This window comes from Pseudoalteromonas sp. 2CM28B (genome assembly GCF_023161935.1).
In genome coordinates this window covers 63,971-89,172 of sequence record NZ_JALNTH010000003.1, presented here as the reverse complement: position 1 = coordinate 89,172, position 25,202 = coordinate 63,971, and the positions used below count along the sequence as shown (strand labels likewise).

Genomic DNA, 25,202 nt, shown 5'->3' with positions numbered 1-25,202 from the left:
GAACACACATGGGCAGCATCACACTAAAAAAAGTAACTAAAAGTTTTGATGAAGTTAACGTAATTAAACCGCTTGATTTAGAGATAAAAGACGGCGAATTTATTGTATTTGTAGGGCCATCGGGTTGTGGTAAATCAACATTACTACGTATGATTGCCGGATTGGAAGACACAACCAGCGGCACAATTGAGATTGATGGCCAAGATGCCACACAGACGCCACCGGCAAAACGTGGTTTAGCTATGGTATTTCAGTCGTACGCTTTGTACCCGCACATGAGTGTACGCAATAACATTGCGTTTCCACTAAAACGCGCAAAAGTAAGCCCTGCTGAAATTGAAAGTAAAATAGAAAATGCCGCTAAAATACTTAATTTAACTGATTACTTAGACCGTAAACCAGGGCAATTATCGGGCGGGCAACGCCAACGTGTAGCAATAGGGCGCGCAATTGTTAGGCAACCGTCGGCTTTTTTGTTTGACGAACCGCTTTCAAATTTAGATGCATCACTTCGTGTAAATATGCGCTTAGAAATTTCTGAACTACACAAAAGCTTAGCTACAACAATGATTTATGTAACACATGACCAAGTTGAAGCGATGACAATGGCAGACAGAATTGCGGTATTTAATGGGGGGATTATTGAGCAAGTAGGTACGCCGCTTGAGCTGTATCAGCACCCGGTAAATAAATTTGTGGCAGGCTTTATTGGTTCACCAAAAATGAACTTTATTGAAGTAGATAACGATAGCCATGCACAAACGCATAGTTTAGGTGTGCGTCCTGAGCACTTTGAAATTTCAACTGAGTCAGGAACTTGGCAAGGTACTGTGGGCGTAATCGAGCATTTAGGTTCTGAAAGCTTTTTACATGTAACTATTAACGATGGCAGTACGGTTACGGTAAAAGCAGATGGTGATTGCCCACTACAATATGGCGATACAATTTATTTAAGTGCACCTGAGCACAAGGTACATAGATTTGATAAAAATGGTTTAACGATTAAAAACCCAACAGTTTAATCCGCCGTTTTAAGCCAATACTTTAGGAATAGCAAATTTACCTAAAGTATTGGTTATTAAATTAATGTGATACTTCGGCATTTTATAAATGAATGATATATTTGCAAATATTATAAAATGATTATCGCTAAAACTAAGCGGCTTATCAAAATAAGAGGTTTATGTGGCAAAGCTATCAAATACAGAAATACGTAAGCTCGATGATGCAGCTAGAGCAGGGTGGCTCTATTATGTTGCGGGTAAAACACAAGACGAAATTGCCAAAAAGCTCAATGTATCTCGTCAATCGGCTCAACGTATGGTGGCATTATCTGTAAGCCAAGGGCTTATTAAAGTAAGGCTCGATCATCCTATTGCTAAATGTATGGATTTAGCAGAAAAAATTAAAAGCCGTTTTGGCTTAGACTCTTGTGAAGTAGTGCCTAGCGATGGCTCAGATCCAAACTCTACAGTAGGTTTAGCGCAAGCCGGTGCAGCTGAAATACAACGTCATTTAAAATCAGAAACACCGAAAATTTTAGCTATGGGTACTGGGCGCGTATTACGTGCATGCGTTGATGAACTGCCAACGCTAGATTGTAGCCAACACAAAGTAGTGGCGATGCTAGGTAACATGGCACTTGATGGGTCGGCTTCACCTTATGATGTAGTCGTTAGAATGGCCGAGCATATAAATGCAAAGCATTACCCAATGCCGCTTCCTGTATTACCAAGAAGTGTTGAAGAAAAACAGCAATTGCATTCACAACATAATATTACCAGTAACTTAAAATTAGCCACCCAAGCCGACGTAACGTTTGTGGGTGTAGGTAGCCTAGGCGAAAAATCGCCATTGCATATTGATGGCTTTGTTGATGAGCAAGAGCTAAAAGAGCTACAAAGTTTAGGGGCTGTGGGCGAAATGATCAGCTGGGTTTACGACAAACGCGGCCAATTAATTGACTGCAATGTAAACCAACGTGTTGCCAGTACGCCATTAAAAATTGAAGGTAATAAACAAATTTACGCTATAGCCGCCGGTGAAGATAAAGTATTTGCGATACTTGGTGCAGTTAGATCGAATATGATCAGCGGTTTAATTACTAACGAATACACAGCAGAGCGTATTTTAAGTATGGATTAGCTAAGGTTGTTTTAGGTAGCTTTTTAAAATCTACGGATAATAACTGACTGAATGAGCCTTTATTTTTCAAAAAGGAAAACTAACAGGCTCATTTAAAATACCAATAAAGTTTTAATAAATGTAGGCTTTTTATAAAACGTTTTAAATAGCGCTTTAATAAAAGAGCGCCGAACTGAAAGAACGTTGATGAAAATAGCAAAGCAAAAACTGATGTGGTTAAAATTTTAAAGTAGCCAATGCTTAAAGTTCTTTGTAACTAATTTAGTTAGTAAAGTTTTAAGTGTAATGGATAATAAAAGCGTAATGAATAATAAAAGCGTAATGAATAATAAAAGCGTAATGACCTGGAATAAACTAAAAGTACATAGCAAAGTAAGACTAGGTATAGCTTGGTAAAAACAACCTTAATGTCCGATACCGTCTAGTATTGGACATAGTAGGAGTATAATACACACTCCTTTTTATAATATAGATAACTACCTATAATTTATATTATGTTAAATAGGATGAATTATTACATAATCAAAGTAACTATTCTTCTATTATTTAGGTATAAATCCCTATTTTTAGTGTTTTGAGTAATAGTCGTTTTAAAGTTGGTCTTTCAGTTAACCGTTTAAATTGTTATGCACAGTAACTTTTAACAACAACTTACGGACTATTTTTTACAGTGATATTTTCGCAACAATTTATGTAGCCTTTCAATCTTATAAAACCAAGCAATTACAAATTCCATATAGCAGCCTCTATATTCCCTTTATGAAAATTAATTACCTTTTTAAACAGGCTCAAATTTTGTAATTTTCGTTTCTATCATTTTATTTAAAGCTAACTTATTGCTACAAGATTTTTTGCGACTCATATCAGGTTTAATTTAAAGCCTTAGATTTAAGTTCTTCAAAACCTAAGGCCTAACGCAAAAATAATATGGCTTAGTTACAACCTAGTTCAGACCTTAAACCATACACTGATGATTCAATTGTTTGTGCACTGTTATACGATAAGTTTGGCATTACATTTATACCCGAGCGCGATTCAACTTCATCAATACTTACTTCGGTATTACAAAAGTTATCACTGCGATTTGCTGTTTGCTCCATAATAAATGCCGATGCTTTAATTGTGCTACCAGTTTGCTGCATAACAATTTTAAAATAGCCACTTGGAATGGTATGCGCTTCGTTAGCTTGTGGTAACTCTGCAAAATAATATTCGTATAATGGACCTGTTACTACATATAAATCATTTCCATTTCCTACGTGATTTCGCACTGCAGATTCAAGCCTAACCCATGGGCCTTGATTTAATGCGGATGATTGCGGCGTAATATTAGAAAGTAAGTTTGTTAGTTTCCAATCAGCCGTATTGCTAAAAGATGCTAATGGAACTTGATGGCCTCTATCGGTATTTATTGTTGCATATGCATCGGTGTAATCACTAGGCTCTAACGTGTAATGTGAGTATAGATCAGGATCGGCTTTCCAACTTCTGCTTCTCGATGGTCCACTCATAGTGCTAGTCGTAACATGGTAAGCCACCCAATCTGCAAACTTTGTATAACGATTATTTTTTAAAGTATAAATACTTCGCTCAATTGTATTGCCATTATCTAAACCTGTTGGGCAACCTTGTAAACAATTGTCTGCACTTGCACTGTGTGCAAAACATAAACCTGTAAGTACTATTGATGCCTTTATTATTGTCTTCATTGTTTTATCCTCAATTAAATGAGGGTAAAAATTAGCAGTACATTATTACAGCAATATGTATCTAACTAATTGTTTATAAATACAATAATATCGTCTTAGGCTTTTGGTATTACTAATAAAAGTCGCGAGCATACAGTTACCCTCGCCTTATATTCAACGTAGTAACGTCACTTGTAGACCTAGCGAATAAAGGGGTTTTTATATACCTACATGAATTATGTTAAATTGAGCTCTTTGTGGTTTTCTATGCGTATCACCCTGATATAAAGCGTTTACGCATACTTTTAATGTATGAATATTGAGCTATTAATAGCGGTTTATACTTAAATGGTTTAATACTAAAAAATAGATGAAAACAAAAAGCCGTTTGAGTAACTAATTATATAAAAATTAATACAGCTCAAACGGCATGGTTTTATATACATGTTAGCCAAAGTGGCTAACTAGGCCTTTAAAACTAAGGTGTTTTAAAACTTTTTATCAGCCAAAAATTCACCCATTAACGAAGTTACTCGTTCTGGTTTTTCATCTATAACCCAGTGCCCTGCTTTTTCTATCCAAGTTAGTGTTGCATTTGGTAAGGTTTGAGCTAACTGAGGTGCATATTTAGGTTTTTGAAAGTTATCTTCATCACCCCATAAAATGAGGGTTTCATGCTTTAAGCTTTTAAGCTCACCGGCAATTGCTTGTGTGTACTCTTTATTAAGTCGGCGCATATTATTAAATAACGCTGCTTTACCTTGCTCATTACTCCATTGCTTTAAATACTGTTTTTTCAGCTCATCGGTCATTATGCTTTTATCGTATACACCTTTTGGCATAAATTCATTTAGCGTATCAACAAACTCATCAACCGATGTTTCTTGCTCTACACCAGGCTCAAGCAAAGGTTCAAACTCGGGTATTGGCCAAGAATCAAAGCAAACACTATCAATTAATATTAAGCTGTTTACTTTTTCTGGGTAATTTACCGCCATGAGTTGTGCTATTCCGCCACCTATATCATGAGAGGCGACGTTTGCTTTAGCAATACCTAGCTCATCCATAAATTGACTGATTATTTTGCATTGGGCATTAATTGATACATCGGTATTTTTTGGCATATCCGATTCACCGTAATTGAGTAAATCAGGTGCAATAACACGATGTTGCTCACTCAGTGTCGGCATAATATTTCGCCATAGCGATTTGTTAGTCGGAATACCATGTAATAATAGTAGAGGTGTGCCCTCGCCCATTTCTTGATACGCAATTTTGTGGCCTTCTACGGTAATGGTTTGTGTTTTACTCATACTTAATATCCTCATCAATATTTAAAATTTAGCCTAAACCTGTGTATGTATAGTGATGAGCAATTATCATCCCAGCTTGTTTTTTAAATAATTTTTTTGAGGTTTAAATAATTACAAAAACCTGAGAGCGCTTTAAAACGCGGTCTGTGGCTATTAATAGTAAGTAGGATTTATTTTGAGTTAAGCGAAAAGAGTAAAAAATAAAGAGTTATAAAATAACCTTCATTTTTAAAATTATGAAATAAAGTAGCAGCTACATGAAATAATTACTGCCAGTTTGGGCCTATTAAAAATAATAGGCCCTGTGTATTTTACAGTTTTATATTGTTTAATTTGGACTAGCTTAGCAAAAGCTTAATTTTATTAATTAATACTTGCTGCTTTACTGGTTTTTCAAGCATGTCGTCAAACCCAAGCTCAACATACTTAGCATTACTATTTGTGTCAGAATCTGAAGTGTGGGCAATAATTTTAGTCTGCTTGTCTGCGTTATGTTTTTTTATTTTAAGCATCGCGTCAGTGCCCGAGAGTTCTGGCATAACAATATCCATTAAAATAATATCGTAATTATTTTGCGACACCATCAACATAGCTTCTATTGCATTGCTTGCATAATCTATTGCTACGTTTTCATCTTTCAACATGGCTTTAATAACCATTTCTACGAGCGGTTCATCATCAACTAATAACAACGATTTGGTGTTGTTAAATTCTGTATGCGTTGTAGTTTCAGTAATAGGTTCTTGCTTGTTTGCACTTACGGGTAACAATTCTACCGTGTTAACTAATAACGATAAATTAATAGATGTTGTTTTACCGCGCTCGTGCACAGTAATATTTTTACCGCCGAGCATTTTAAAAATTGAGAGAAAAAACCGCAGCTCTAATGTAGCATCAAAATTAATATCACTTTCAAAAGACTGTTGTTTGCATACCATTTGTAACTGACTATAAAAACTCCCCTGATTTGCTAAGTTATTTATAGAAAAACCCAGCGACAAATAATGTTTACCTTGCTCGTTAATTAGCTCAGAATTTAACGACAATTTACCTTGATGTGTACTTTCTATAAGCTCACTAGCCAGCTGAATAATTAATTGCATAATCAGTTTTTCATCACTGCTTATGCCTTTATCTATGGGCACATTGTTATTAATAATTATATTTTTATCATCAGAGTCTTTATTAAGAATATCAGCTGTATTTTTAAGTAAGTCAGCTAAATTAATAGCGCTCATTTTAAGCTTTAATTTACCGGTATCGGTTTTATTTATATTAACCAACTGCTGCACAACACAACTTAACTGTGTGCATGCATTTTCTAACTCATTGCTAAAATTGGCTTTACTGTTTTTATAATTAAGCTCTACTATAGATTGCAGTGAACTAAGTGGGGCTTTTAATTGCATTGCTAAGCGTGCTACAAATTTATCTTTGAGCTGGTTAGCTTGCTTAGATTTTTCTACTACTTGGGCAAGTAATAACTCTTTTTGATGCGCTTGTGTTTCATCTCTAAAGTAACAAACAAAGCCACCAAAGTCGGTATGCCTTTGCACAACGGTGATCCAGCGGCCATCGCTAAATCCTATATCTATTAATTGGCTATGTTCATTAGCTAATTTATTATGCTCTTTATAATGGGTAATAATATTATTTTGTTGAGAAATACTCATTATTTGGCTGTAACTTAATTGCTTATTGTTTTGAATAACATGAGAAAACAATTCGTTAAATGCCTGATTAGTTATTACCGGAAATTCGTTACTATTAAAAATGGCAAAGCCATGCGGAAGTGCATCAAGCGAGCTTGAAAACAACGATTCTCTATTAAGTATAAGGGTATTTTTTTGTTTAATTTCGTCATGTAAGCGCCTTGGTAAACGTAAAAAATAATAAACAAATGCAAATATAGCTAAGCTAATTAATGCCAGTTTAAATAAGTCGAACCTAGATACATTAGCAGGCGTTATCGGTTTAATGGGTTGCACATGCAAGCGCCACGTAGCAGGAAAACGGCTACTTGCTGCGCTTATGCTGTTAGGGATAGTTTTAACATTTAGCTCCCCCCTACTTCCTAATATAAACTGAGGGGTTGATATAAATAAATTATAATTTTGCGTATTTAGCTTACCTATAATGGCATTTAAAAACTTACTTAAATCAAAGGCTGTGAGTGTATAAATAGCGCTATTACCCATGTTTATTTCTGAAATTAAAAACGCTGTATCGGCTACAGTAAATACCTCTACTGATTGTTTATTTGCCCGCATTGAAAAGGCGTTTAGCCAATTAGTAAAGCCATAAGCTGCTAAATCAAAGTTGTTTTTAGACCATATGGCAAGTTGTTTATAGTCATTATCAAATACAACAAAACCTTTATACGTTAAACTGCTTGATACCTGCGTTTTTACTAAATCACTTAATTGTTGCTGAGTATAACTTTGTTGGCTTTTTAAAAAGCCTGCGACTATTTTATCTTTTTGAGTAATATAAAGTGCTTGGTTGTCAAAGCGCTCTAATGCATCAAACAGCGTTTGCCTTAACTGCTGAGTTTGTATGGCATAGGCACTTTTTTTGTCTTTTTTATCTAACGTATATAAAAGCAAAGCCGAGAACGAGCAAATAACCAACGCAATTAAAAAGGCCACCGGCGCTAAGCTAAATAAGTGAACAAATCGATTTAGTGATTTTGTCTCACTCGGTTTAACTGTCTTAGTTGGGGTAAAATGCTTATTAAGCTGGGTTTGCAGTAATTGCGCAAAAGATACAAATTGTTCTTTTTGAGAGCCTATAAGTGTTTTAGGCGAAATATCGGCAATGATCAGTACGCCAATTAAGCTGTTATCTAAATTATAAATGGGGTATTGAGAGTAAAAGCGTACCTGTTGGGAGCGCCCTTTTGTTAGTGGGTCAAATAAGGTGTCTTCAATTATGTAGAGTTTTTCTTGTGTGCACGTTTGTGCCAAGCTATTTAATTCACTGTCGGCTTTGTATGGGTCATCGCAGCTAATAATTTGTTGCGTATACAAGGCATTATAATCAACGAACTTAACAATAGAAACATCATAAAACTGCTTCATTAGGGTCAGCGTTTCGGTTATTTCTTGTTTTATTTCATCTATTTGTGTATTGTTAAATTCATTTATATTATTTGCATATGAACTGTTCATGGGCGCACTCCTTCACCTTTCGGCGGTGTAGAAATCCAACGCGTGCTGTTAGCACTTGTATGTGATGGAAGTTTTACTCTAAATGGCGGAAGTAAGTTATTTAAAGCAGGTTCGCCTTGTGCATTTAACACCGGCTCTGCCGAGGTTAAATTGAGCGAAGCCTCGCAGTAAGTTACGCCAGGCTCTATGCCAATAAGGGCCAGCGTTTGAATAATTATGTCGTTATTTATTAAATCGATACCTAGCAGCTCAAAAGTTGTTTCTAAAATAGTAAATACCAGTGTTTCTACTATATTTTCATCTTCTTCTAGTTGCGTACCTTGTGGGCAGCAAATACTGCCTAGCTCTACATCTACACTGCTTGCAACACCTATGAGCGACAGTGCATCAAGCGCGGTTCCTAATAACACTTCAACTTGTGGCAAATATAAATCAAGAATATCGCCTTGCGGCTCATACCCTGTTTGGCAACTATTGCACGACTGCGATAATTGCTGACTGTCTATGCCTAATAACGGATTACCAAGTGCAGTTACACCAACCAAACAACTACTATCGGCTTGTTGTTTAGCAATTGAAAAGCTTTCGCATGGGTTACCAGTAACTACCTTTTGAGACATATAGCGCGATACAATTTCGTCACCTGTTGCGGGGCACGCTAATGCTGTACTTTTTAGTAATTGCCCCATTACGGAGTTACTTAATTGCCCAATGGCATAATTAGGGCCTTGCTGTAGCGCATTGATATAACTTACATTGCCACTATTAGCGGTGTTACTAACTCCTAAACTATCTGAAAACTCATCACTTAAACTTTTTATACACGGGTTGCCTTGGCAATTAGGCGCATCGTAATAAATGGCTTCTCGTGAGGTGAACCTGTCATCGCGTATCCCAATTAAAGCGCGATATGTTGCATTTGCTTGGCGGTCTGTGTAAAAAATTAAAGGCGCTTGGTGCTCATCAAACCCAATGGCGATACCTAAAGGGGTGTTATTAGCATCAACCACTGTTATTTGGTTATCTACTTTTGTGTGATAGCGCTTAATAAGTGCATCGCGCACTAAAATAACACCACCAATTGAGCCAATAATTAAAATGGTAATAATTAAAATCAGCTCAATAGTGAGTATGTAGCCCTGTTGGTATTGTTTATTCATAGAGCGCTCCTATAGCACTTCAACCAGCATTTTTAGTACATTCATTACCTGCAGCGACGCAGGAAAAAACACCAGTACTAAAAACATAGGAAAACAAATTAAGATAATGGGAAAGGTGGTATGCAATGCTTTTTTATTTACTTTTTTAGCTAATAAAATATTTTTTTTAAGCGCAAAGCTTTCTAATTGTGACTCAACCGCCTGTATTAACGGGGTGCCAAGCTTAGAGCCAATAAGCATTAAATTAGCTAATTTTTTTAAACCCGACACCCCTGTTCTGTCATATAACGAATTAAAGGCTGTTTCGCGGTCTTTACCGGCACTGAGCTCAAACAAAAATAGTTTAAGCTCTTTATATAAAGGGTGTTTTTTACTTAACCCGTGATCAACCGCTAAAGCAAATGCGCGCTCTAGCGAAAAGCCAGCGCGCATATACACTAACAGCACACTTAAAAAAAACTCTAAGCTATTGTTTATTTGTACTTTACGCTGGCCTTTTTTAAATAAAAACCACATATCAGGCGCAAAAAAGCTAATAAAACAGATAATGGCTACAAGCGGTGTACTTAATACATAACCAGTGATCTCTATGGCAGTATAAGCACAAAATGTGGCGGCCATTTTAAAGCAGTACATGCTCAATAAAATTTTATTTAACTGATACCCTGCTTGTCTAAATTGGCTTTTTGAAATAACAATTAATGGATACCAATTTATATTGGTTTTGATAGGTTGCTGAACCTCAGCCTTTAATGACTGCTTTTGAATATGGATAAATGCACCCATACTTACCAATAAGCCAACAAATAAAAATAGGTCTATCATAGCGTTACCCTCAAGCTTAGGCGAAGCCATAAAAAGCCAAATAACTGGCAAAGCACAGCAACGGTAATAAAGGCCATGCCATTGGGGTTATTTAACAGCGGATCGAACCAGGTTGGATCGGTGTAATTAAATAAAGGCACTAAAGCGTAGGGTAAAACGCCACTAAACAGCGCAGCGTATTTAGTACCAGAAAGCTTAGCTTTGAGCTGCTGGCGATCTAGCGTTCTTAACGACATCATTTTGCATACACTTTTAAGCATGTCAGTTAAATCACACTGGCTTTGTGTATGAGTAATTATGCTATGTGCAAATAACCGGACGGTTTCGCAGTTGTAGCGTTTAATCAAAGGGGCAAACGAGCTTTGTATATCACTGCCCATACTTAAGCGCTGCAGTAATAAATGACTTTGCGGTTTAATGTATTTATCAGCGTGTTCGTCGGCAAATTGCATAGCCTGAACAAGTGAAAGCCCAGTACTTAAACACGATTGTACGGTTTCTATGTACTCTAAAAATAAGTGCTCAAACTTGGCTAATTTATAGTGCGCTAAATCAATAATCACAATAAAGCAGGTTATAAATACAACCAAAGAAACGATTAATGCACTTGTAGTTGCTTGAGGATAAAAGTACTGTGCAACATACCAAGTACTGGTGGCAAGCGAGCAAGCAACGCTTATAAATAAAGCATTACTGATGTTAATCCCAAGTACCCGCAGTGACACTGTGATAATGTCTTTTTCTTCAAGTACATCAACCTCGTGCTTAGTATTTGCAGCGTGTGTTTTTACTTTTAGTGTTATAAAAACACTCAGTGCTAAAGTAAATGACATAACACTTGCTATGGCCAGTAAGTAATCAAGCTTATTCATAATTACGCTCCCTGGCCGGTTGCAGTAATGCACCTATTTCGTTTGCGTTGGCACCTTGGCTTTGCATAAAGCTCACCACGCTTGAGGTACTAATTGCCTTATCATTTACTTGCTCGGTATCACTTACGCTATACAGCGCAGAGTATTGCGCACGTGCGTCTACACGCTTTATTTCGCCAATACTTTTTAGGGTTCTTACACCGTTTGTATTTCGAGAAACATGCACAATTAACTGAATGCTTGATGCGATTAATGCGCTGGTGTGGGTATCGCTTAGCTGCGCGTTATGTAATTGCACTAGCGTTGATAATCGGGTTACCGCATCGCTTGCACTATTAGCATGTACGGTGGTCATTGAGCCTTGGTGGCCGCAGTTCATGGCTTGCAGCATGTCTATTACTTCACCTGCGCGTACTTCGCCTACAAGTATTCTATCGGCGCGCATTCTTAGTGCCGCTTTTACTAAATCACGCAGGGTAACGGCGCCTTTTCCATCGCTGTTGGTGTCGTGCGCCTCTAACTGCACAACATGATTATGGTGCAAATTTAGCTCTGCACTTTCTTCTATAGTTACTACCCGCTCGTTGGTATTTATTGAATTAGCCAGTACATTTAACAAAGTGGTTTTGCCTGCGCCGGCATTTCCACACACTAAAACATTAACCCCTAAGGCCACCGCGGTTTTTAAAAAAGTGAGGCAGTTTTTGCTTAAAAACTTATTTTCGATTAAAAAATCATCGTTAATTTTTTTGTGGTTAAATTTTCTAATCGAAACAATAGCAGCACTGGTGCATGCCGGTGGCACTACAATATGTACCCTGCTGCCATCTTTTAGTTTGCCATCTACAATGGGAGTCAGTGCGTTAACTTGTCGAGCGCAACTATCAAGTAATCTATCAACAAAACGACGTAAGTGACGTTCATCGTCAAACTTACTGGCTGTACATAGCAATTTACCTTGCTTATCTATCCAAATATTTTGCGTATCGTTAATTAAAATATCGCTTACTTGGTCATCCAGCATAAATTGCGCTATTGGCCCTAAGCCTTGTATTTCGTCGTAAACGGCTTGTACTACTTGAGCTTGTTGATGGCTGTTAAATGATGATTGTGCAAATTCGTCAATATCACTGCAAAGGGCGGATATTTTTTCGAGCAGCGCATCATTCAGTAAAGCACTTGGGTCTTGCTCGTATTCTTCAATTACCGCATCGTGGAGAATTTTTTTAAGTGATTCAAAGGTATTTAAATTGGTTTCTACAGACTCAGGTTTACTTGATAAATTAAACATAGCGCCTCACTTAGCTACATAAACAGCTTGGTTTTTAACGCCTTTAACCACTTGAATTGTTCGGCTAGTTTGTAATTGGGAGAAATTTTGTAAGCGCCCTTGTTCAATGTCATAAGCGCTGTGCACAATTATCGATACCTTATCTTGGGTATCAATTGCGGCTAACGAATACACATCTTTAGGAAGTACAGCCAACACTAATGACACACCCGCGCTGGTTGCCGGATCTTTTTTTGCTAGGCTGTCCATCACGCCATTTTTTTGCGCTTTACTGCCAGGACCTTTTGAAATGCCAATAAGCTGCACATCGCGCGCAACGGTTCTTACAAGCCGGTTTGTTTTAGCAACAATATCTAAGCGGTCGCCTTTGTGAACCCGCGATAATGGAATATCTAAAGTGGTTAATTTTAATGTATAAAGCACTCTGCCTGCGGGGATCGCCTCTGATAAATTTTGGCTTTTAACCTGCATAAAATCTGTTTCAAATAGTGGTTGTTCACCCATTTTATTAGTGGCTAATTGCTTACCAATAAAGGCGCGGGGATTTTGTATACTTAGCGCCATATTTGCATAGTTACTGGGGTTTACATCTTTTTGGGCAATGTCGTGCACACTCACTACTTGCCCCGCCGACATATTTTTATTTACCACCCAGGCAGTAACTAAGTCTTGTTCGTTTACTTGTCTGATGCCAAGCGCTGAGGCCAACATGCCAGAGGTGATAAGTAAGGTGAGTGCAGCGGTAGTCGCCCCTTTATTATTTTTACTTTTCATAATTTCCTCCTGACAAATTTCACTGCCACACGGTTGTGGCAGTGTGATTTAGGTAGTTATAATTTTAATTACCTTGTGAACCACCTGCTGCTGTACGTGTTGCAGCATCGCCACTTGGCGTTGCATTAATAAGTGCAGCACTTTCACTAAAGTCAGAGGCAACAAAAGTAAACGAGCTACCATCACCTGCGTAAACATCTACTGCATCAACATAGCCAGAGCCTGAAATTTCTGCAGTGCCTTCGGCGTTGATCATGCCATCAAATACATAGCTTTGATCTAACGAGCCAATTGCTTCTGCTACATCTTCAAGCTCGCTGGTTACAGAGTCTCGTAAGGTTGATAAACCAATTACCAGCGCTGCCACCATAGAAGTTGAAAGAATAATTAGCTCAGAAGTAAGTACAAAGCCTTGTTGTTTTTTACCGTTTAAGTTGCTTTTCATAGTTTTCATAATGATCACCTTAAATGTGTTAGAGCTTATGCCCACTTTATATATAGCGAGGACCGTGCCATTAATTAAATCTTTAAAAATCATTAGTTTAATTTTATTATTTAAAATATGCTTTGCTTATCCTTGTTATGATTCGCATTTTGCAAATCATTATTAAAGTGCGTTAAAACGCAAGCAGAGATTAATTAAAAGGCAAGCTGTTAACTCATTTATACAAAGCTTTTAAAAGTAAGAGAGACGAGCAATTAGTTGGGATTATTCACAAAGCGAGATAGGTTTAAACAACGCCGAGTAAGGCTATTTTAATTGTTTAGGTAGGTACGTTATTTTTACTTTTTATGAGCGGGTTTAACTAAGGAGTGCGCAGTTTAATAAAATAAAAAGGCCTTGCGGCCTTAACTTTTACAATTACCAAGTACCGAAAGTTTCGCGTAGCGCGCTGTGGCTTGGCTGTGCTGCGCATCAAAACCTATTGCCTCATTATAATAATGACACGCCAATGCGTTATCAGGTGTCGCCTCAGCTATTAGCCCTTTGTGATAGTAATAATGGCTTTTATGCGTGCCAAATTTATAGGCAAGCTCTAAATAGTTAGCTGCAATAACATAATGCCCTTGCGCATAATAAATAGACGCCATTTGTAAATACGGTGAAGCCTCAGTACCAAATTCATCAATAGCGTATTGGGCAATTTGTTTAGCTTTGGCTAAATTGCCTTGCTCAATAGCCAAGTTAATACCTAAAGATAGCGCGTTTAAAGGCGGATTAGGTAAATTAAGAAGCTTGTTTATTACCGATTGCGCCTGATTAGCTCGTCCGCTTTTATAAAGCGCATAAGCTGATACAGATAAAATAACCTTATTGTTTGGGTGCTCAAGCATTAACTGATTAAGCTCATGCACTAAGGCTAAACAATTAACCGCGCTTACCCCTTCACAAGTTAAAGCACTGCTGTTTAATACATACTTAGTAACAATTTCACTTAGTGCAGTATGTGGGTTTACACTGGGCGCATAATCTATATGTGCGCAGCCCGATATACTCAGTAAAATAATGATATATATTACTTTCATAACCCTTGCTCCTGTATAAAACTGGCCATTTGGCTATCTAAATCAACTCTTTGCCACACACGTAAATTATTAACCGGCTCGCGGACTAAATTAGGGGTAACCACAATAATCAACTCGCGATTGTTTTCGCTTTTACTAGTTGTTTCGCTTAATTTACCAAACAGGCTCTCGCCGTTTGCATCAGGTACAAAGTCGTGACTGGCGTTGTTATCTGTACTAATTAATCCGCCAATAATTAAAGGTTGCCCGTCTTGTAAACGGGTAGATGTTTGCATACTGCGCGTATTAAATGCACTGCTGTTTAAACTGCTGCCGGTGCTTTGTGCTATTTCTGCTGTGAGTGTGGTGTCTGGCAATGAAATAACCGGATTTAAATCAAGGGTTATGCGGTCTTTGTCATCCACTAAAGCACGAACATTAAGCTCAACGCCGAACGATTTAAACTCAGTACCGCTAAATACTGAACCGCTATTACCTTGTTGCCCGCTGGTAACGCCTGATGGGCTGTAGCTTGTAGGTACTGGCACTTCGCCGCCTACTTTAAATACCGCGCTTTCGCCTGCAAGTACGGTAAGTGTAGGTCGCGAAAGCGTTCTTGAAATTCCCTCTTGCTCTAGCAAAGAAAACAACATATCAATTGCAAATTGCGAGGTTGATAACTGCAAGTTATTTGTTAATTGTCCGCCAATTAATTGCAGTGCGTTTTCTATTGATGCTGAGCCAGACTCACGGGCATTCATGCCTTCTAGGCCAAATAAGCCTTGCTCGTTGTTATACCCATTCGAAAGCACACTAATATCTGGACGCCATTGCTTTAAGCGGCGCTGATTAACTTCATAAAGCTGCACCGACACCCTCACTTGAGGTAAGTCTTCTACTTCAATGCTTGATAGCACTTTACCTTTAGCCACCGAAAGCAAAGTTGCCCGCGCTACGTTTGAATTTACATTGCTTAAAGTCAGGCCTGAATCGCCATTTAATAACCCGCCAGACTCATTTGCGAGTACTTCAATAGAGCTTGTTTCGTTTTGCGTTGCACTACTGATAAGCCCGTTTGGATCTAGTGCCGATGTGGGTGCTTGGCTTGCTTGCTCTGGTTCAAATAATTTATTGATGGTATTTAACAAACGCACCAGTTCAATTTGATTTTTAACTGTGCCGCTGAGCATAAACACATCGTTATCATCGTTTGATAACTCATCAACCGAAATACGTTGTACAGTTACTTTGTCAGCCCCCATCGATTTTAACACCTGCGCTATGCGCGCTTCCTTAGGCTTTGGCGCTTGCGTAACTTTAATAAGGTTAATAATCGCTACTTTACTTGAGCTTTGTGCTAAGCCATTGTTTAAATTACCCATGCCCTGTAAACGCTGGGCTAAAGAATTAAACATTCCTTGGTTAGGCGCAGAGGTTATAACAGGTTGCGCCGATTGCGAGCTACTAGCATATAAATAGTTTTTTGCCGCTTCGTGGGCTGCATGACGATAATTAAGCGTAGGTACTTCGCCGCGTAGTACTACCGCGTGTCTATCAGGTGCGATGGTGAGCGCTAAGTTAGGATGAATATCGTTAAGGGCATTTTCAAGCACACTGTAGTCTTCGGTCACGCCCAGTAAAAATGTTTCTGATGTGTTGTCGTCATACCACACCATCATAGAGGTGCGGCCCAACTTTTTAGCTAAAATCAATAGCTCGCGTCCGTTTACTACGTTTACATCGAGTGTGGTTTCGTGGCCTAGCGCAACACGTGCTATATCGCGGTTAAATACAAAGCGAGTATGGGTCCACTTAACTAAGTGGGATACTTTTTTTACTCTATCGCCATTGGCGTTTTCTATGTAATTTAAATTGCTTTGCTTGGCGTATACACAGCACGGTAAAAAAAGTATTACAAAAATAATGGCTTTAAACATATGCGCGTCCTCAAGTATGCGTTGGTTTAACAGAGCAAGTTTAAGACCAGCAAATATTTAGCTTTAAATTCAATAAATTAAAATGATTGGAGATATGAGCACAGGCGGCTTTAGTATTTTGATTTGCAAAATGCAAATGAAGTTAGGAGAGAAGGCACAAAGCAGTGCTTTGTGCCAAAAGTATTAATGCAGTGCAGCAGTAAAAGGAATGTTTTTACAAATTTCAGCTTCAGCGACTAGTAGCTCTTCTAAACGGATATCAACTTCTTCTTTATCAAAGTATTCGTACGCTAACTCTACAAATAAGTTTTTATGTTTTTCTTCTGATTTAGCAATCGCCACATAAAAGTCTTTTTCTTTACCCTCTGGTAATGCTTGGGCAACCAATGAAAAGCGTTCGTGGCCGCGGGCTTCAATAACGCCGCCAACCAGTAATCTATCCATTAAAAATCCATCACGGCCATGTCTAAATAAAGCGCGTATTTGTTTTATGTATGGATCTTTTTTGTCATCGCCTAAATTAGTATCGCGTTCAATAAGCAGTTTAAGCACTTGTTTAAAGTGTATTAACTCCTCAAGCGCTAAATCGGTCATGGCTTTTACCAGTTTACGTTTGTCTGGGTAATGAGACAGCATAGAAATAGCCATGCCCGATGCCTTTTTTTCAGCGGCAGCGTGGTCTTGTAAAAACGTATTAAAGTCGGCTAAAACCGCTTCGGTCCATTCAAAGGGGGTGTTGTATTTTAATTCAAACATTTTTTGTACTACTTAAAAAATAATGCGGGGATTTTAGCGTATTTAATAGTAAAAATCTTGCAGCGCAGAGCAAAATTAACGCATATAAGGTAAATGCTTATCTATGCGCCCTTTTGCTGTTGAGTCAATTTTTAACGGGTGTTTAATATCGTTCCATGCGGTCACTTTGCCGCCTATGTTCATTTTTTCAAAGTCTGTAAGCTCGCTTTTAATGCCCAAAAACGCAGTAAGCTGGGCAAAACTTTGTGGCTTTGCTATATCAATTTCTAAGTAGTCGTTACTGCGGTGCTTAAAATACTCACGCGCGTTGGCTAAATGTTTGTTGTAGCACTTTGTTAAATAATCATCTTGGTTAATATTATCAATCGACAAGTCAGTAAAGGTCGTTAAGTAACAGCGCTTTATATGAATATTAAAACCACCGTCTGGGCGCGTTAAATTAGTATGCATTCGCAGCAGCAATTGCCTAATTGAGGCAATCCAGGGTGTTTTTTCGCGCGCTAAATATATAAATTTAGCGCCGGGGTAATGGCTATCTAATGCTCGGTAGTCATTAAATGCTGGGGTATCGGCTATGGCTGTGGCGTTTTCAAAACAATACGAGGTGTACGCAGTGTGCGCCGTGGCAATGCCAAACTCTAAAAAAGCGTGGCATACACTGGTGGTGCCTGTACGCGGAAGCCCTATTATAAATATTTTACTCATAACAGCTATTACTAACTATTGCGTGTTACAAGCAACAAAAAGGCACTAATAACCATCACTAAAAAGGTGGCAATGGTACCAATTTGGCGATACTTAAGGTTGTTTTCAACAATGCCTAAATTGTGAAAAACGCGCCCTATTAATAATGCGCCACCTAAAATATTACAATAATGGCTGGCAAGGCCTTGGTATTCGGCTAAAAAAAGCAAAATAATCGCAAAGGGTACGTATTCCATAAAATTAGCATGGGAACGCACAGCACGTTGTAATTTAGGGTTGCCGTTATCGCCAAGCGACACTTGCTCGCTGCGGCGCACTTTGATCACATTGAAACTTAAGTAAATATAATAAAACGCTAAAAGCGCAGCATACGTAGAAACTATCACGGTGTTGTCCTGTTTTATTTTTGGCAATAATAACATAGTTTTGCACAATCATAAGTTTACTTAGTAACTATGCTACAGTGTGTATTAGTTGAATTTTATAACGCAATGAAAGGAATTTATGTTTGTCCCTCGCAAAGTAGCCGACCGCTATCGTGAAATGATCAACAGCATTGGCTTTTACCCTTCTGTACTTTCGGTTGGTTTTTTACTTTTTGCTGTAATTACCATGTCGCTTGAATACATAGCACCTGTAGAGCAGCTCAAGGCGTTTATATCTGTTGTGCTCGTAGATAGCGCCGAAAATGCCCGCACCATTTTAAGCACCCTAGCAGGCAGTATTATATCGCTTACGGTGTTTAGTTTTTCTATGGTGATGGTAGTTTTAAATTCGGCCAGCGCCAGTTTATCTCCGCGGGTTGTACCTGGGCTTATTACCCGTAAGTCGCATCAAATGGTATTGGGCTTTTATTTAGGCAGCATAATTTACTCAATTATTATGCTCATTAATATTAATAAGCTTGAAGGTGGCGATACCGCTATTCCATCGCTTGGGGTGCTGCTGTCATTGGTGTTTGGCTTAGTATCGCTTGGCTTGTTTGTATTTTTTATTCATTCAATATCTAAAGCCATTCAAGTAGATAATGTACTTAACGGTTTATTTAGCCAAACTAAACGCGAAATTAAAGCCATTGTTGATAGGCAATCAGAAAAACCGTTCACTGACTTTCCTGATTTTACACAATGGCACTCAGTTAATAGCACCACCGAGGGTTATTACAAAGGGGTGCATACAGATAAGTTATGCGCCATATTAGCCGAGGAAAATATTCGGGTGTATATCTCGGTAAACCAAGGTTACTTTACCGTTAAAGGCTATCCGTTTTTAAAATGCGATAAAGACATTTCTAACAACGAAGAACTTATCGCTAAAATTTTAGACTGCTTTATTTTTTATATAGAAGAGTACATTAGCGATCATTACCGTTATGGATTAACGCAAATTTCAGAAATTGCCGTTAAAGCAATGAGCCCAGGTATTAACGATCCCGGTACAGCGGTTAAATCGATAGATATGCTGAGTATTTTGTTAATTGAGCGCCTGTCGCTTAACGATACAAACTATTCGTTTAAACACAGCGACAACGCCCCGTTACTCTTTATACACGAAACCAGTTTTGATGAGTTACTGCACGATAACTTTACGCCACTGCGTAATTACGCAAAAGGCGATGCGTATGTAATGACGAACGTTTTAGAGGCATTTAAAAATATATTGTTTGTGGCGCATGGCAATGATGCAGCCCGAAACAGCCTATTTAATTACTTAAATGCCATTGTAGATGACATAAACGAGCATGTAAGTAACGAATACGACAGACAAGAAATCACCAACATGCTTAACGCGATTGCCCGCATTAGCAAGCCACAAGGGGATAAACTAGTGGCTCGTTTTACCTGCCAGCACACTAGTCAATAAAGTAAACCGCATAGCTAGACGCTGTTACTTTAATTTCTCCAGCATGATACGCATCAGGAACAAAATTACCGGGTGCGCTATCTGCTACCATCATTGTTTTTTCTGAGCGTGCATAAGGCTGCGCAGGTACGTTCATCGGGCTTAGCGATGCCGTATATAACCCTTTAAGCTCAACGCCGTAATCGGCACTTAGTTCTTTAGCGGCTTTACGGGCATCTTGAATGGCCAATTTTTGCGCCTGTTTGTGCAGCTCTTCATAGTTACTCGCTAAAAATTGCGTTTGGTTTATTTGGTTAATGCCGTTATTTACTAGGTTTTGTAACAGCTGAGGATATTTTTCGATTTGCGAGAGTTTAACGCTTAACGTGCGCGACACTCTAAAGCCTTTAAACTCTTGCTCGCCAGAGCTTCTGTTGTATTGGCTTTCGCGATTTATAGAAATATGCCCTGCATTAATATTACCGTCTTTAATGCCAAGCTCTTTTACTAATTTGATCGCTTTAGCCATGGTTTTATCGGCCTTGTTTTTAGCATCAATTAGGTCTTTATCTATTTCTACAATGCCTACGCTTAATTGTACGTAATCAGGCATAGTGGTTACGGTTGCTTCACCTTTAACATAAATATGAGGAGCGTTAGGTGTTGAGTTTGCATGCGCATCAACACTTAAGGTACTTAAGGCAATTGCGCTACTTAATAAAAGAATGTGTGTTTTCATTGCATTATCCATTGTATTTTTGTTGTCACCATTAAAGAGCCTACGTGGTTAACAATAAATGAACAAGCACAAAAAAACAGGCAATTGCCTGTTTTTTGTAATTGGCTGTAACGCAACGTACAGCCTTATTTACTTTACGTTACTCAGCGTAATTAAATGCTACAACGTTTGTAGTTACGGTATTTAGGTAACCAGTAATTTCTATCAATAGCAGCCCACAGTGCATCGTCGCTAATCTCAAGAGCTACGCCCTCTTCAATTGCTTTTTTAGCCACTGCAAATGCAATACGCTTACTTAACGTTTCAATTTCAGTCAGTGCAGGTAATAAGCTGCCTTTACCGGTATTTGCACGTGGTGATGACTCAGCAAGCATTTCGCTCGACATACTCAGCATTGCATCGGTAATGCGTGTTGCTTTTGCTGCAATTACACCTAGCCCAATACCTGGGAAAATATAACTGTTATTACATTGTGGAATTGGGAACACTTCACCATTAAATTCTACTGGCTCAAATGGGCTACCCGTTGCTACAAGTGCTTTACCTTCAGTCCATTTAATAACATCAGCTGGGTGTGCTTCAACCTGCTTAGATGGATTACTTAATGGGAAAATAATCGGTTGTTCACAGCCAGAGTGCATAGCGCGGATAACTTGCTCGGTAAATAAGCCCGGTTGACCCGATACACCAATTAAAATATCAGGTGCTGCACAGTGCATTACATCTAATAATGAAGCGTATTCGCCGCTGTAAGTCCACTCGCTTAATGCAGCTTGTGGTTGCGCTAGAGCTTGTTGGAAATCGCGTAAGCCTTCCATGCCTTCAGTGAGTAGGCCAAAACGGTCAACCATAAATACTTGGCTGCGCGCTTGTGCTTCGCTAATACCTTCAAACACCATTTGGCTAATAATTTGCTCAGCAATACCACAACCGGCTGAGCCTGCGCCAACAAATACCACTTTTTGCTCGCTAAGGGTTGAGCCTTTAACACGACACGCAGCTAATAAAGAGCCTACAGTTACCGCTGCTGTACCTTGAATGTCATCGTTAAAGCTACAAATTTCGTTACGGTAGCGTTTAAGTAATGGCATAGCGTTTGGCTGTGCAAAATCTTCAAACTGCAGTAATACATTTGGCCAGCGACGTTTAACCGCTTTAATGAACAAGTCTAAAAACTCATCGTATTCATCTTGCGCAATACGCTTGTGACGCGCGCCCATGTACATAGGGTCATTAAGAAGTTTTTCGTTGTTAGTACCTACATCAAGCATTACAGGTAATGTGTACGCTGGGCTAATACCACCACACGCTGTGTAAAGTGATAACTTACCAATAGGAATACCCATACCACCAATACCCTGATCGCCTAGGCCTAAAATACGTTCGCCATCGGTAACAACAATTACTTTTACTTTGCCTTTGGTGGCGTTACGTAGAATGTCGTCAATTTGATAGCGATCTTCGTACGAAATAAATAAGCCACGCGCACTGCGGTAAATATCTGAGAATTTTTCACAGGCATCACCAACCGTTGGCGTGTAAATAATTGGCATCATTTCTTCAAGATGATCACGCACTAAACGGTAGTAAAGTGTTTCGTTGTTATCTTGAATGGCACGCAAGTAAATATGCTTGTTTAAGTTATCGTTAAAGCTTGAATACTGCTGATAACAACGCTCAACCTGCTCTTCAATTGTTTCAAAACGTGGAGGAAGCAAACCCGCAAGATTAAAGTTTTCGCGTTCTTTTTTACTAAACGCGCTGCCTTTATTTAAAAGCGGAGTTTCAATTAGGCCAGGGCCAGAGTAAGGAATATAAAGGTAGTTAGGATCAGTATTAGTTGTCATATTTCCAGGCTTTAACGGAGTCTTAAGTTATGATCTGCCATTATCATTGTAAAAGGTTAAATTGCAATGACAATTAAGCTTGTCAGACCATTGAGAGAAAACACATGCAGGCTTCACTGCCTGCATGGCTATTATACATAAATTAAAATTTGATAGTGGCGTTTTTGTCAGTTAAATCCGACAAAGCAACCCCTTCACGGCGCGGATCAGCACCGCCATACAATTTATTGTTTTTAACCTCTACGGCATGTAAGCCAGAGTTTAAATCAAGTACGCGTACAGCATGGCCGCGTTTAGTTAATTGTGGGGCTATGGCTTCAAGCGCGGTGCCTTTTTCAAGGCTCGTGTAATCGTTACGATTGGTGGTTCTTGGCAGGTTAATCGCCTCTTGCGCCGATAAGTTCCAATCCAGTACACCAATAACCACTTGCGCTACGTAATCAATGATACGGCTGCCACCTGGCGAGCCAACCACTAAGCGTAAGCTGCCGTCGTTGTTAAACACCATTACTGGCGACATAGAGCTACGTGGGCGTTTGCCCGACTCAACGCGGTTGGCTACTAATTTGCCGTCAATGCGTGGCGAAAGCGCAAAATCGGTTAATTGGTTATTTAAAATAAAGCCATTAACCATCACAGTAGAGCCAAATGCCATTTCAATTGAACTGGTCATTGATACGGCATTACCAAAGCTATCTACAATGGATACGTGTGATGTTGATGGCAGTTCAAAAGAATCATCTTTTGCGTAGCTTAAATAGCCTACCGGATTACCTGCTACTGCTTTTGTGTCTTGCTCAGTAATAAGCTTGGCGCGCGATGCAATGTACTTTTTATTTAACAGCTCTTTGGTAGGCACTTGTGTAAAATCAGGGTCGCCCATGTACATATTGCGATCGGCAAATGCTATGCGTGAGGCTTGGCTAAAGTAATGAATTGCCTCTTCGCTATTAGGTTTAAGCGCGCTCATGTCTTTGTGTTCAAGCAAGCCTAAAATTTGTAAAACCGCTACACCACCACTGCTCGGTGGTGCCATAGAGCACACATTATAAGCACGGTATTTAATACATACTGCGTCGCGTTGCTTGCTTTTGTAATTAGCCAGGTCTGATTCGCTTAATGTACCCGGTGCAATTTTTGAATTTTGCACTGCGTTTACCATTTGCTTAGCGTTATCGCCTTTATAAAATGCATCAATGCCTTGTTTAGCAATGTCTTTGTATAAATTAGCTAAGGGTTGATTTTTTTTAATCGTACCGGCTTTAATTAATTCGCCATTAGGGTAAAAGTACTCGTTAATCACCGGCATACTCATTACACCTGGGTTTAATTGGCGTGCCAATAAACCGTGTAAACGTGGCGACACCTCAAAGCCCTGCTCGGCAAGTTTAATAGCGGGTTTAAATAACTCGCTCCACGCAAGTTTACCGTATTGTTGATGCGCAGTTGCAAAGGCATGCAAAATACCAGGCACACCCACAGAGCGACCGCCAACAACCGCTTCAATCCACTTAACGGCTTTACCGTGTTTATCTAAAAACAGGTTTTCGTCTGCATTTTGTGGCGCGGTTTCTCGGCCATCAAAGCTTGTAAGTAGGTTATCGGCTTTGTTGTAGTACATCATAAATGTACCACCACCAATGCCCGATGATTGTGGCTCAACTAAGGTAAGCACTAATTGCGTTGCAATTGCCGCATCTACCGCGCTTCCGCCTTTAGCTAAAATCTGTTGTCCAGCTTGTGAGGCATACGGGTTGGCCGCGGCCACCATGTATTGATCACCAGTTACTAATTGTTTTTGTACAATTGAGGTGGTGGCTTCTGGCTCGCGAATTTCTAATTTTGCAGGTTCTTTTGCTATTGTTGGCAGCGTTACTGCAAACAAACCAATAGTAAATAATGACTTAAGTTTAAAATGCATAAAAATACTAAAAACACTTAATTACGTAGTTGTATTTGGCATCTTAAAGTTAAACGGGCACAATATGCAAAAATTTTGACTAAAAAAACATAATAAAATGCTTAATTTACCGCTACAACCTCGTTATTTACTTCCGCCATTATTTTTGATGCTTTTTAGTATTGTTTTTGCTGCATTTGATTTAAATAATTTACTTGAATTTAACCGAGCGTTCATTGAAAACGGCGAAGTTTGGCGAGTGTTTACCAGTCAATTTGTACACGCTAACTGGGCGCATTTAGGATTAAACGCATTAGGCATATTTTTAATTTGGTTACTGCATGGCGAATACACATCGCCTGCGCGTTATGCCTTTAATGTGTGTTTTTTAGCACTGTGGTGTGGGCTCGGCGTATTATGGTTTTGCCCTGCTATATCTATATACACGGGGTTAAGCGCCCTATTGCATGGTGTCATTATTTGGGGAGCGGTAAAAGACATTACCCTGTCGCTTAAATCGGGTTATTTATTATTTATAGGTGTGTGGATAAAAATAATAATGGAGCAAGTAAACGGCCCCGATGCCAGTATTGGCCAATTAATTGATTCAACCGTTGCCATTGATGCGCACTTAATTGGCGCGGTGGGCGGCACATTGCTTGGCATACCTTTAGCAATTAAATACTTAAAAAATAGCGATTAAGCTTTTCAATATTAATAAAAACGCCGCGT

At 38.9% G+C, this 25,202-nt stretch carries 21 protein-coding genes; 4 read left to right on the top strand and 17 right to left on the bottom strand.

Annotation, left to right across the window (positions count from 1 at the left end):
• The first annotated feature begins 8 nt into the window (after positions 1 to 8).
• A complete protein-coding gene (locus tag MTN96_RS05075) occupies positions 9 to 1,022 on the top strand; it encodes an ABC transporter ATP-binding protein (protein ID WP_121637477.1) in 1,014 nt (337 codons plus the stop codon).
• Between the two features lie 163 nt (positions 1,023 to 1,185).
• On the top strand, positions 1,186 to 2,145 hold the full coding sequence (locus MTN96_RS05070; protein WP_096041753.1) for a sugar-binding transcriptional regulator: 960 nt from the start codon (positions 1,186 to 1,188) through the stop codon (positions 2,143 to 2,145).
• Positions 2,146 to 3,077: 932 nt separating this feature from the next.
• Here MTN96_RS05070 and MTN96_RS05065 read toward each other — a convergent pair.
• The 14 genes from MTN96_RS05065 to MTN96_RS05000 all read right to left on the bottom strand — a co-directional run bounded on the left by MTN96_RS05065 (position 3,078) and on the right by MTN96_RS05000 (position 18,528).
• On the bottom strand, positions 3,078 to 3,854 hold the full coding sequence (locus MTN96_RS05065) for a DNA/RNA non-specific endonuclease (protein WP_248530882.1): 777 nt from the start codon (positions 3,852 to 3,854) through the stop codon (positions 3,078 to 3,080).
• 467 nt (positions 3,855 to 4,321) lie between these two features.
• The gene (locus MTN96_RS05060) at positions 4,322 to 5,146 is read right to left on the bottom strand and encodes an alpha/beta fold hydrolase (protein ID WP_248530881.1); all 825 of its coding nucleotides are present in this window, start codon (positions 5,144 to 5,146) and stop codon (positions 4,322 to 4,324) included.
• 338 nt (positions 5,147 to 5,484) lie between these two features.
• Positions 5,485 to 8,316: a response regulator gene (locus tag MTN96_RS05055; RefSeq protein WP_248530880.1), complete on the bottom strand. Its 2,832-nt coding sequence runs from the start codon at positions 8,314 to 8,316 to the stop codon at positions 5,485 to 5,487.
• The gene (locus MTN96_RS05050; RefSeq protein WP_096041750.1) at positions 8,313 to 9,476 is read right to left on the bottom strand and encodes a hypothetical protein; all 1,164 of its coding nucleotides are present in this window, start codon (positions 9,474 to 9,476) and stop codon (positions 8,313 to 8,315) included. The genes MTN96_RS05055 and MTN96_RS05050 overlap by 4 nt, the downstream gene beginning before the upstream one ends.
• A gap of 9 nt (positions 9,477 to 9,485) precedes the next feature.
• On the bottom strand, positions 9,486 to 10,301 hold the full coding sequence (locus tag MTN96_RS05045; protein ID WP_248530879.1) for a type II secretion system F family protein: 816 nt from the start codon (positions 10,299 to 10,301) through the stop codon (positions 9,486 to 9,488).
• Entirely contained in the window at positions 10,298 to 11,173 is an 876-nt protein-coding gene (locus MTN96_RS05040; protein WP_248530878.1) for a type II secretion system F family protein, read from the bottom strand. The genes MTN96_RS05045 and MTN96_RS05040 overlap by 4 nt, the downstream gene beginning before the upstream one ends.
• Positions 11,166 to 12,464 (bottom strand): CpaF family protein, encoded by a 1,299-nt coding sequence (locus tag MTN96_RS05035; RefSeq protein ID WP_248530877.1) that lies wholly within the window; start codon positions 12,462 to 12,464, stop codon positions 11,166 to 11,168. The genes MTN96_RS05040 and MTN96_RS05035 overlap by 8 nt, the downstream gene beginning before the upstream one ends.
• Before the next feature lie 6 nt (positions 12,465 to 12,470).
• Positions 12,471 to 13,238: a hypothetical protein gene (locus MTN96_RS05030; protein ID WP_248530876.1), complete on the bottom strand. Its 768-nt coding sequence runs from the start codon at positions 13,236 to 13,238 to the stop codon at positions 12,471 to 12,473.
• 64 nt (positions 13,239 to 13,302) lie between these two features.
• Positions 13,303 to 13,692 carry a hypothetical protein gene (locus MTN96_RS05025; protein ID WP_024033620.1) on the bottom strand — a complete coding sequence of 130 codons (390 nt, stop codon included), beginning with the start codon at positions 13,690 to 13,692 and terminating at the stop codon, positions 13,303 to 13,305.
• Between the two features lie 395 nt (positions 13,693 to 14,087).
• Positions 14,088 to 14,765 carry a lipopolysaccharide assembly protein LapB gene (locus MTN96_RS05020; RefSeq protein WP_248530875.1) on the bottom strand — a complete coding sequence of 226 codons (678 nt, stop codon included), beginning with the start codon at positions 14,763 to 14,765 and terminating at the stop codon, positions 14,088 to 14,090.
• Positions 14,762 to 16,681 carry a pilus assembly protein N-terminal domain-containing protein gene (locus tag MTN96_RS05015; protein WP_248530874.1) on the bottom strand — a complete coding sequence of 640 codons (1,920 nt, stop codon included), beginning with the start codon at positions 16,679 to 16,681 and terminating at the stop codon, positions 14,762 to 14,764. Before MTN96_RS05015 ends, MTN96_RS05020 begins: the two co-directional genes overlap by 4 nt.
• A 183-nt stretch (positions 16,682 to 16,864) precedes the next feature.
• Positions 16,865 to 17,437 carry a tRNA-(ms[2]io[6]A)-hydroxylase gene (locus tag MTN96_RS05010; protein ID WP_248530873.1) on the bottom strand — a complete coding sequence of 191 codons (573 nt, stop codon included), beginning with the start codon at positions 17,435 to 17,437 and terminating at the stop codon, positions 16,865 to 16,867.
• A gap of 75 nt (positions 17,438 to 17,512) precedes the next feature.
• On the bottom strand, positions 17,513 to 18,142 hold the full coding sequence (locus tag MTN96_RS05005; protein WP_248530872.1) for a sulfotransferase: 630 nt from the start codon (positions 18,140 to 18,142) through the stop codon (positions 17,513 to 17,515).
• An 11-nt stretch (positions 18,143 to 18,153) separates the two neighbouring features.
• A complete protein-coding gene (locus tag MTN96_RS05000) occupies positions 18,154 to 18,528 on the bottom strand; it encodes an MAPEG family protein (protein WP_248530871.1) in 375 nt (124 codons plus the stop codon).
• A gap of 118 nt (positions 18,529 to 18,646) precedes the next feature.
• Here MTN96_RS05000 and MTN96_RS04995 point away from each other — a divergent pair, with 118 nt between their 5' ends.
• Positions 18,647 to 20,005, top strand: coding sequence for a DUF2254 domain-containing protein (locus tag MTN96_RS04995; RefSeq protein WP_004586600.1), 1,359 nt, complete (start codon positions 18,647 to 18,649; stop codon positions 20,003 to 20,005).
• Here MTN96_RS04995 and MTN96_RS04990 read toward each other — a convergent pair.
• The 3 genes from MTN96_RS04990 to ggt all read right to left on the bottom strand — a co-directional run bounded on the left by MTN96_RS04990 (position 19,995) and on the right by ggt (position 24,491).
• Positions 19,995 to 20,723 (bottom strand): SIMPL domain-containing protein, encoded by a 729-nt coding sequence (locus MTN96_RS04990; protein WP_004586601.1) that lies wholly within the window; start codon positions 20,721 to 20,723, stop codon positions 19,995 to 19,997. The genes MTN96_RS04995 and MTN96_RS04990 overlap by 11 nt on opposite strands.
• 152 nt (positions 20,724 to 20,875) lie before the next feature.
• The gene (locus tag MTN96_RS04985; RefSeq protein ID WP_004586602.1) at positions 20,876 to 22,570 is read right to left on the bottom strand and encodes an NAD-dependent malic enzyme; all 1,695 of its coding nucleotides are present in this window, start codon (positions 22,568 to 22,570) and stop codon (positions 20,876 to 20,878) included.
• Between the two features lie 142 nt (positions 22,571 to 22,712).
• Entirely contained in the window at positions 22,713 to 24,491 is a 1,779-nt protein-coding gene (gene ggt / locus MTN96_RS04980; protein ID WP_248530870.1) for a gamma-glutamyltransferase, read from the bottom strand.
• A 97-nt stretch (positions 24,492 to 24,588) separates the two neighbouring features.
• Here ggt and rrtA point away from each other — a divergent pair, with 97 nt between their 5' ends.
• Positions 24,589 to 25,173 carry a rhombosortase gene (gene rrtA / locus MTN96_RS04975; RefSeq protein ID WP_248530869.1) on the top strand — a complete coding sequence of 195 codons (585 nt, stop codon included), beginning with the start codon at positions 24,589 to 24,591 and terminating at the stop codon, positions 25,171 to 25,173.
• Positions 25,174 to 25,202: the final 29 nt, after the last annotated feature.

Coding starts and splice junctions, on each gene's coding strand:
- MTN96_RS05075 (WP_121637477.1), top strand. CDS start 9: ATGGGCAGCATCACACTAAAAAAAGTAACTAAAAGTTTTGATGAAGTT.
- MTN96_RS05065 (WP_248530882.1), bottom strand. CDS start 3,854: ATGAAGACAATAATAAAGGCATCAATAGTACTTACAGGTTTATGTTTT.
- MTN96_RS05060 (WP_248530881.1), bottom strand. CDS start 5,146: ATGAGTAAAACACAAACCATTACCGTAGAAGGCCACAAAATTGCGTAT.
- MTN96_RS05055 (WP_248530880.1), bottom strand. CDS start 8,316: ATGAACAGTTCATATGCAAATAATATAAATGAATTTAACAATACACAA.
- MTN96_RS05050 (WP_096041750.1), bottom strand. CDS start 9,476: ATGAATAAACAATACCAACAGGGCTACATACTCACTATTGAGCTGATT.
- MTN96_RS05045 (WP_248530879.1), bottom strand. CDS start 10,301: ATGATAGACCTATTTTTATTTGTTGGCTTATTGGTAAGTATGGGTGCA.
- MTN96_RS05040 (WP_248530878.1), bottom strand. CDS start 11,173: ATGAATAAGCTTGATTACTTACTGGCCATAGCAAGTGTTATGTCATTT.
- MTN96_RS05035 (WP_248530877.1), bottom strand. CDS start 12,464: ATGTTTAATTTATCAAGTAAACCTGAGTCTGTAGAAACCAATTTAAAT.
- MTN96_RS05030 (WP_248530876.1), bottom strand. CDS start 13,238: ATGAAAAGTAAAAATAATAAAGGGGCGACTACCGCTGCACTCACCTTA.
- MTN96_RS05025 (WP_024033620.1), bottom strand. CDS start 13,692: ATGAAAACTATGAAAAGCAACTTAAACGGTAAAAAACAACAAGGCTTT.
- MTN96_RS05020 (WP_248530875.1), bottom strand. CDS start 14,765: ATGAAAGTAATATATATCATTATTTTACTGAGTATATCGGGCTGCGCA.
- MTN96_RS05015 (WP_248530874.1), bottom strand. CDS start 16,681: ATGTTTAAAGCCATTATTTTTGTAATACTTTTTTTACCGTGCTGTGTA.
- MTN96_RS05010 (WP_248530873.1), bottom strand. CDS start 17,437: ATGTTTGAATTAAAATACAACACCCCCTTTGAATGGACCGAAGCGGTT.
- MTN96_RS05005 (WP_248530872.1), bottom strand. CDS start 18,142: ATGAGTAAAATATTTATAATAGGGCTTCCGCGTACAGGCACCACCAGT.
- MTN96_RS04995 (WP_004586600.1), top strand. CDS start 18,647: ATGTTTGTCCCTCGCAAAGTAGCCGACCGCTATCGTGAAATGATCAAC.
- MTN96_RS04990 (WP_004586601.1), bottom strand. CDS start 20,723: ATGAAAACACACATTCTTTTATTAAGTAGCGCAATTGCCTTAAGTACC.
- MTN96_RS04985 (WP_004586602.1), bottom strand. CDS start 22,570: ATGACAACTAATACTGATCCTAACTACCTTTATATTCCTTACTCTGGC.
- ggt (WP_248530870.1), bottom strand. CDS start 24,491: ATGCATTTTAAACTTAAGTCATTATTTACTATTGGTTTGTTTGCAGTA.
- rrtA (WP_248530869.1), top strand. CDS start 24,589: ATGCTTAATTTACCGCTACAACCTCGTTATTTACTTCCGCCATTATTT.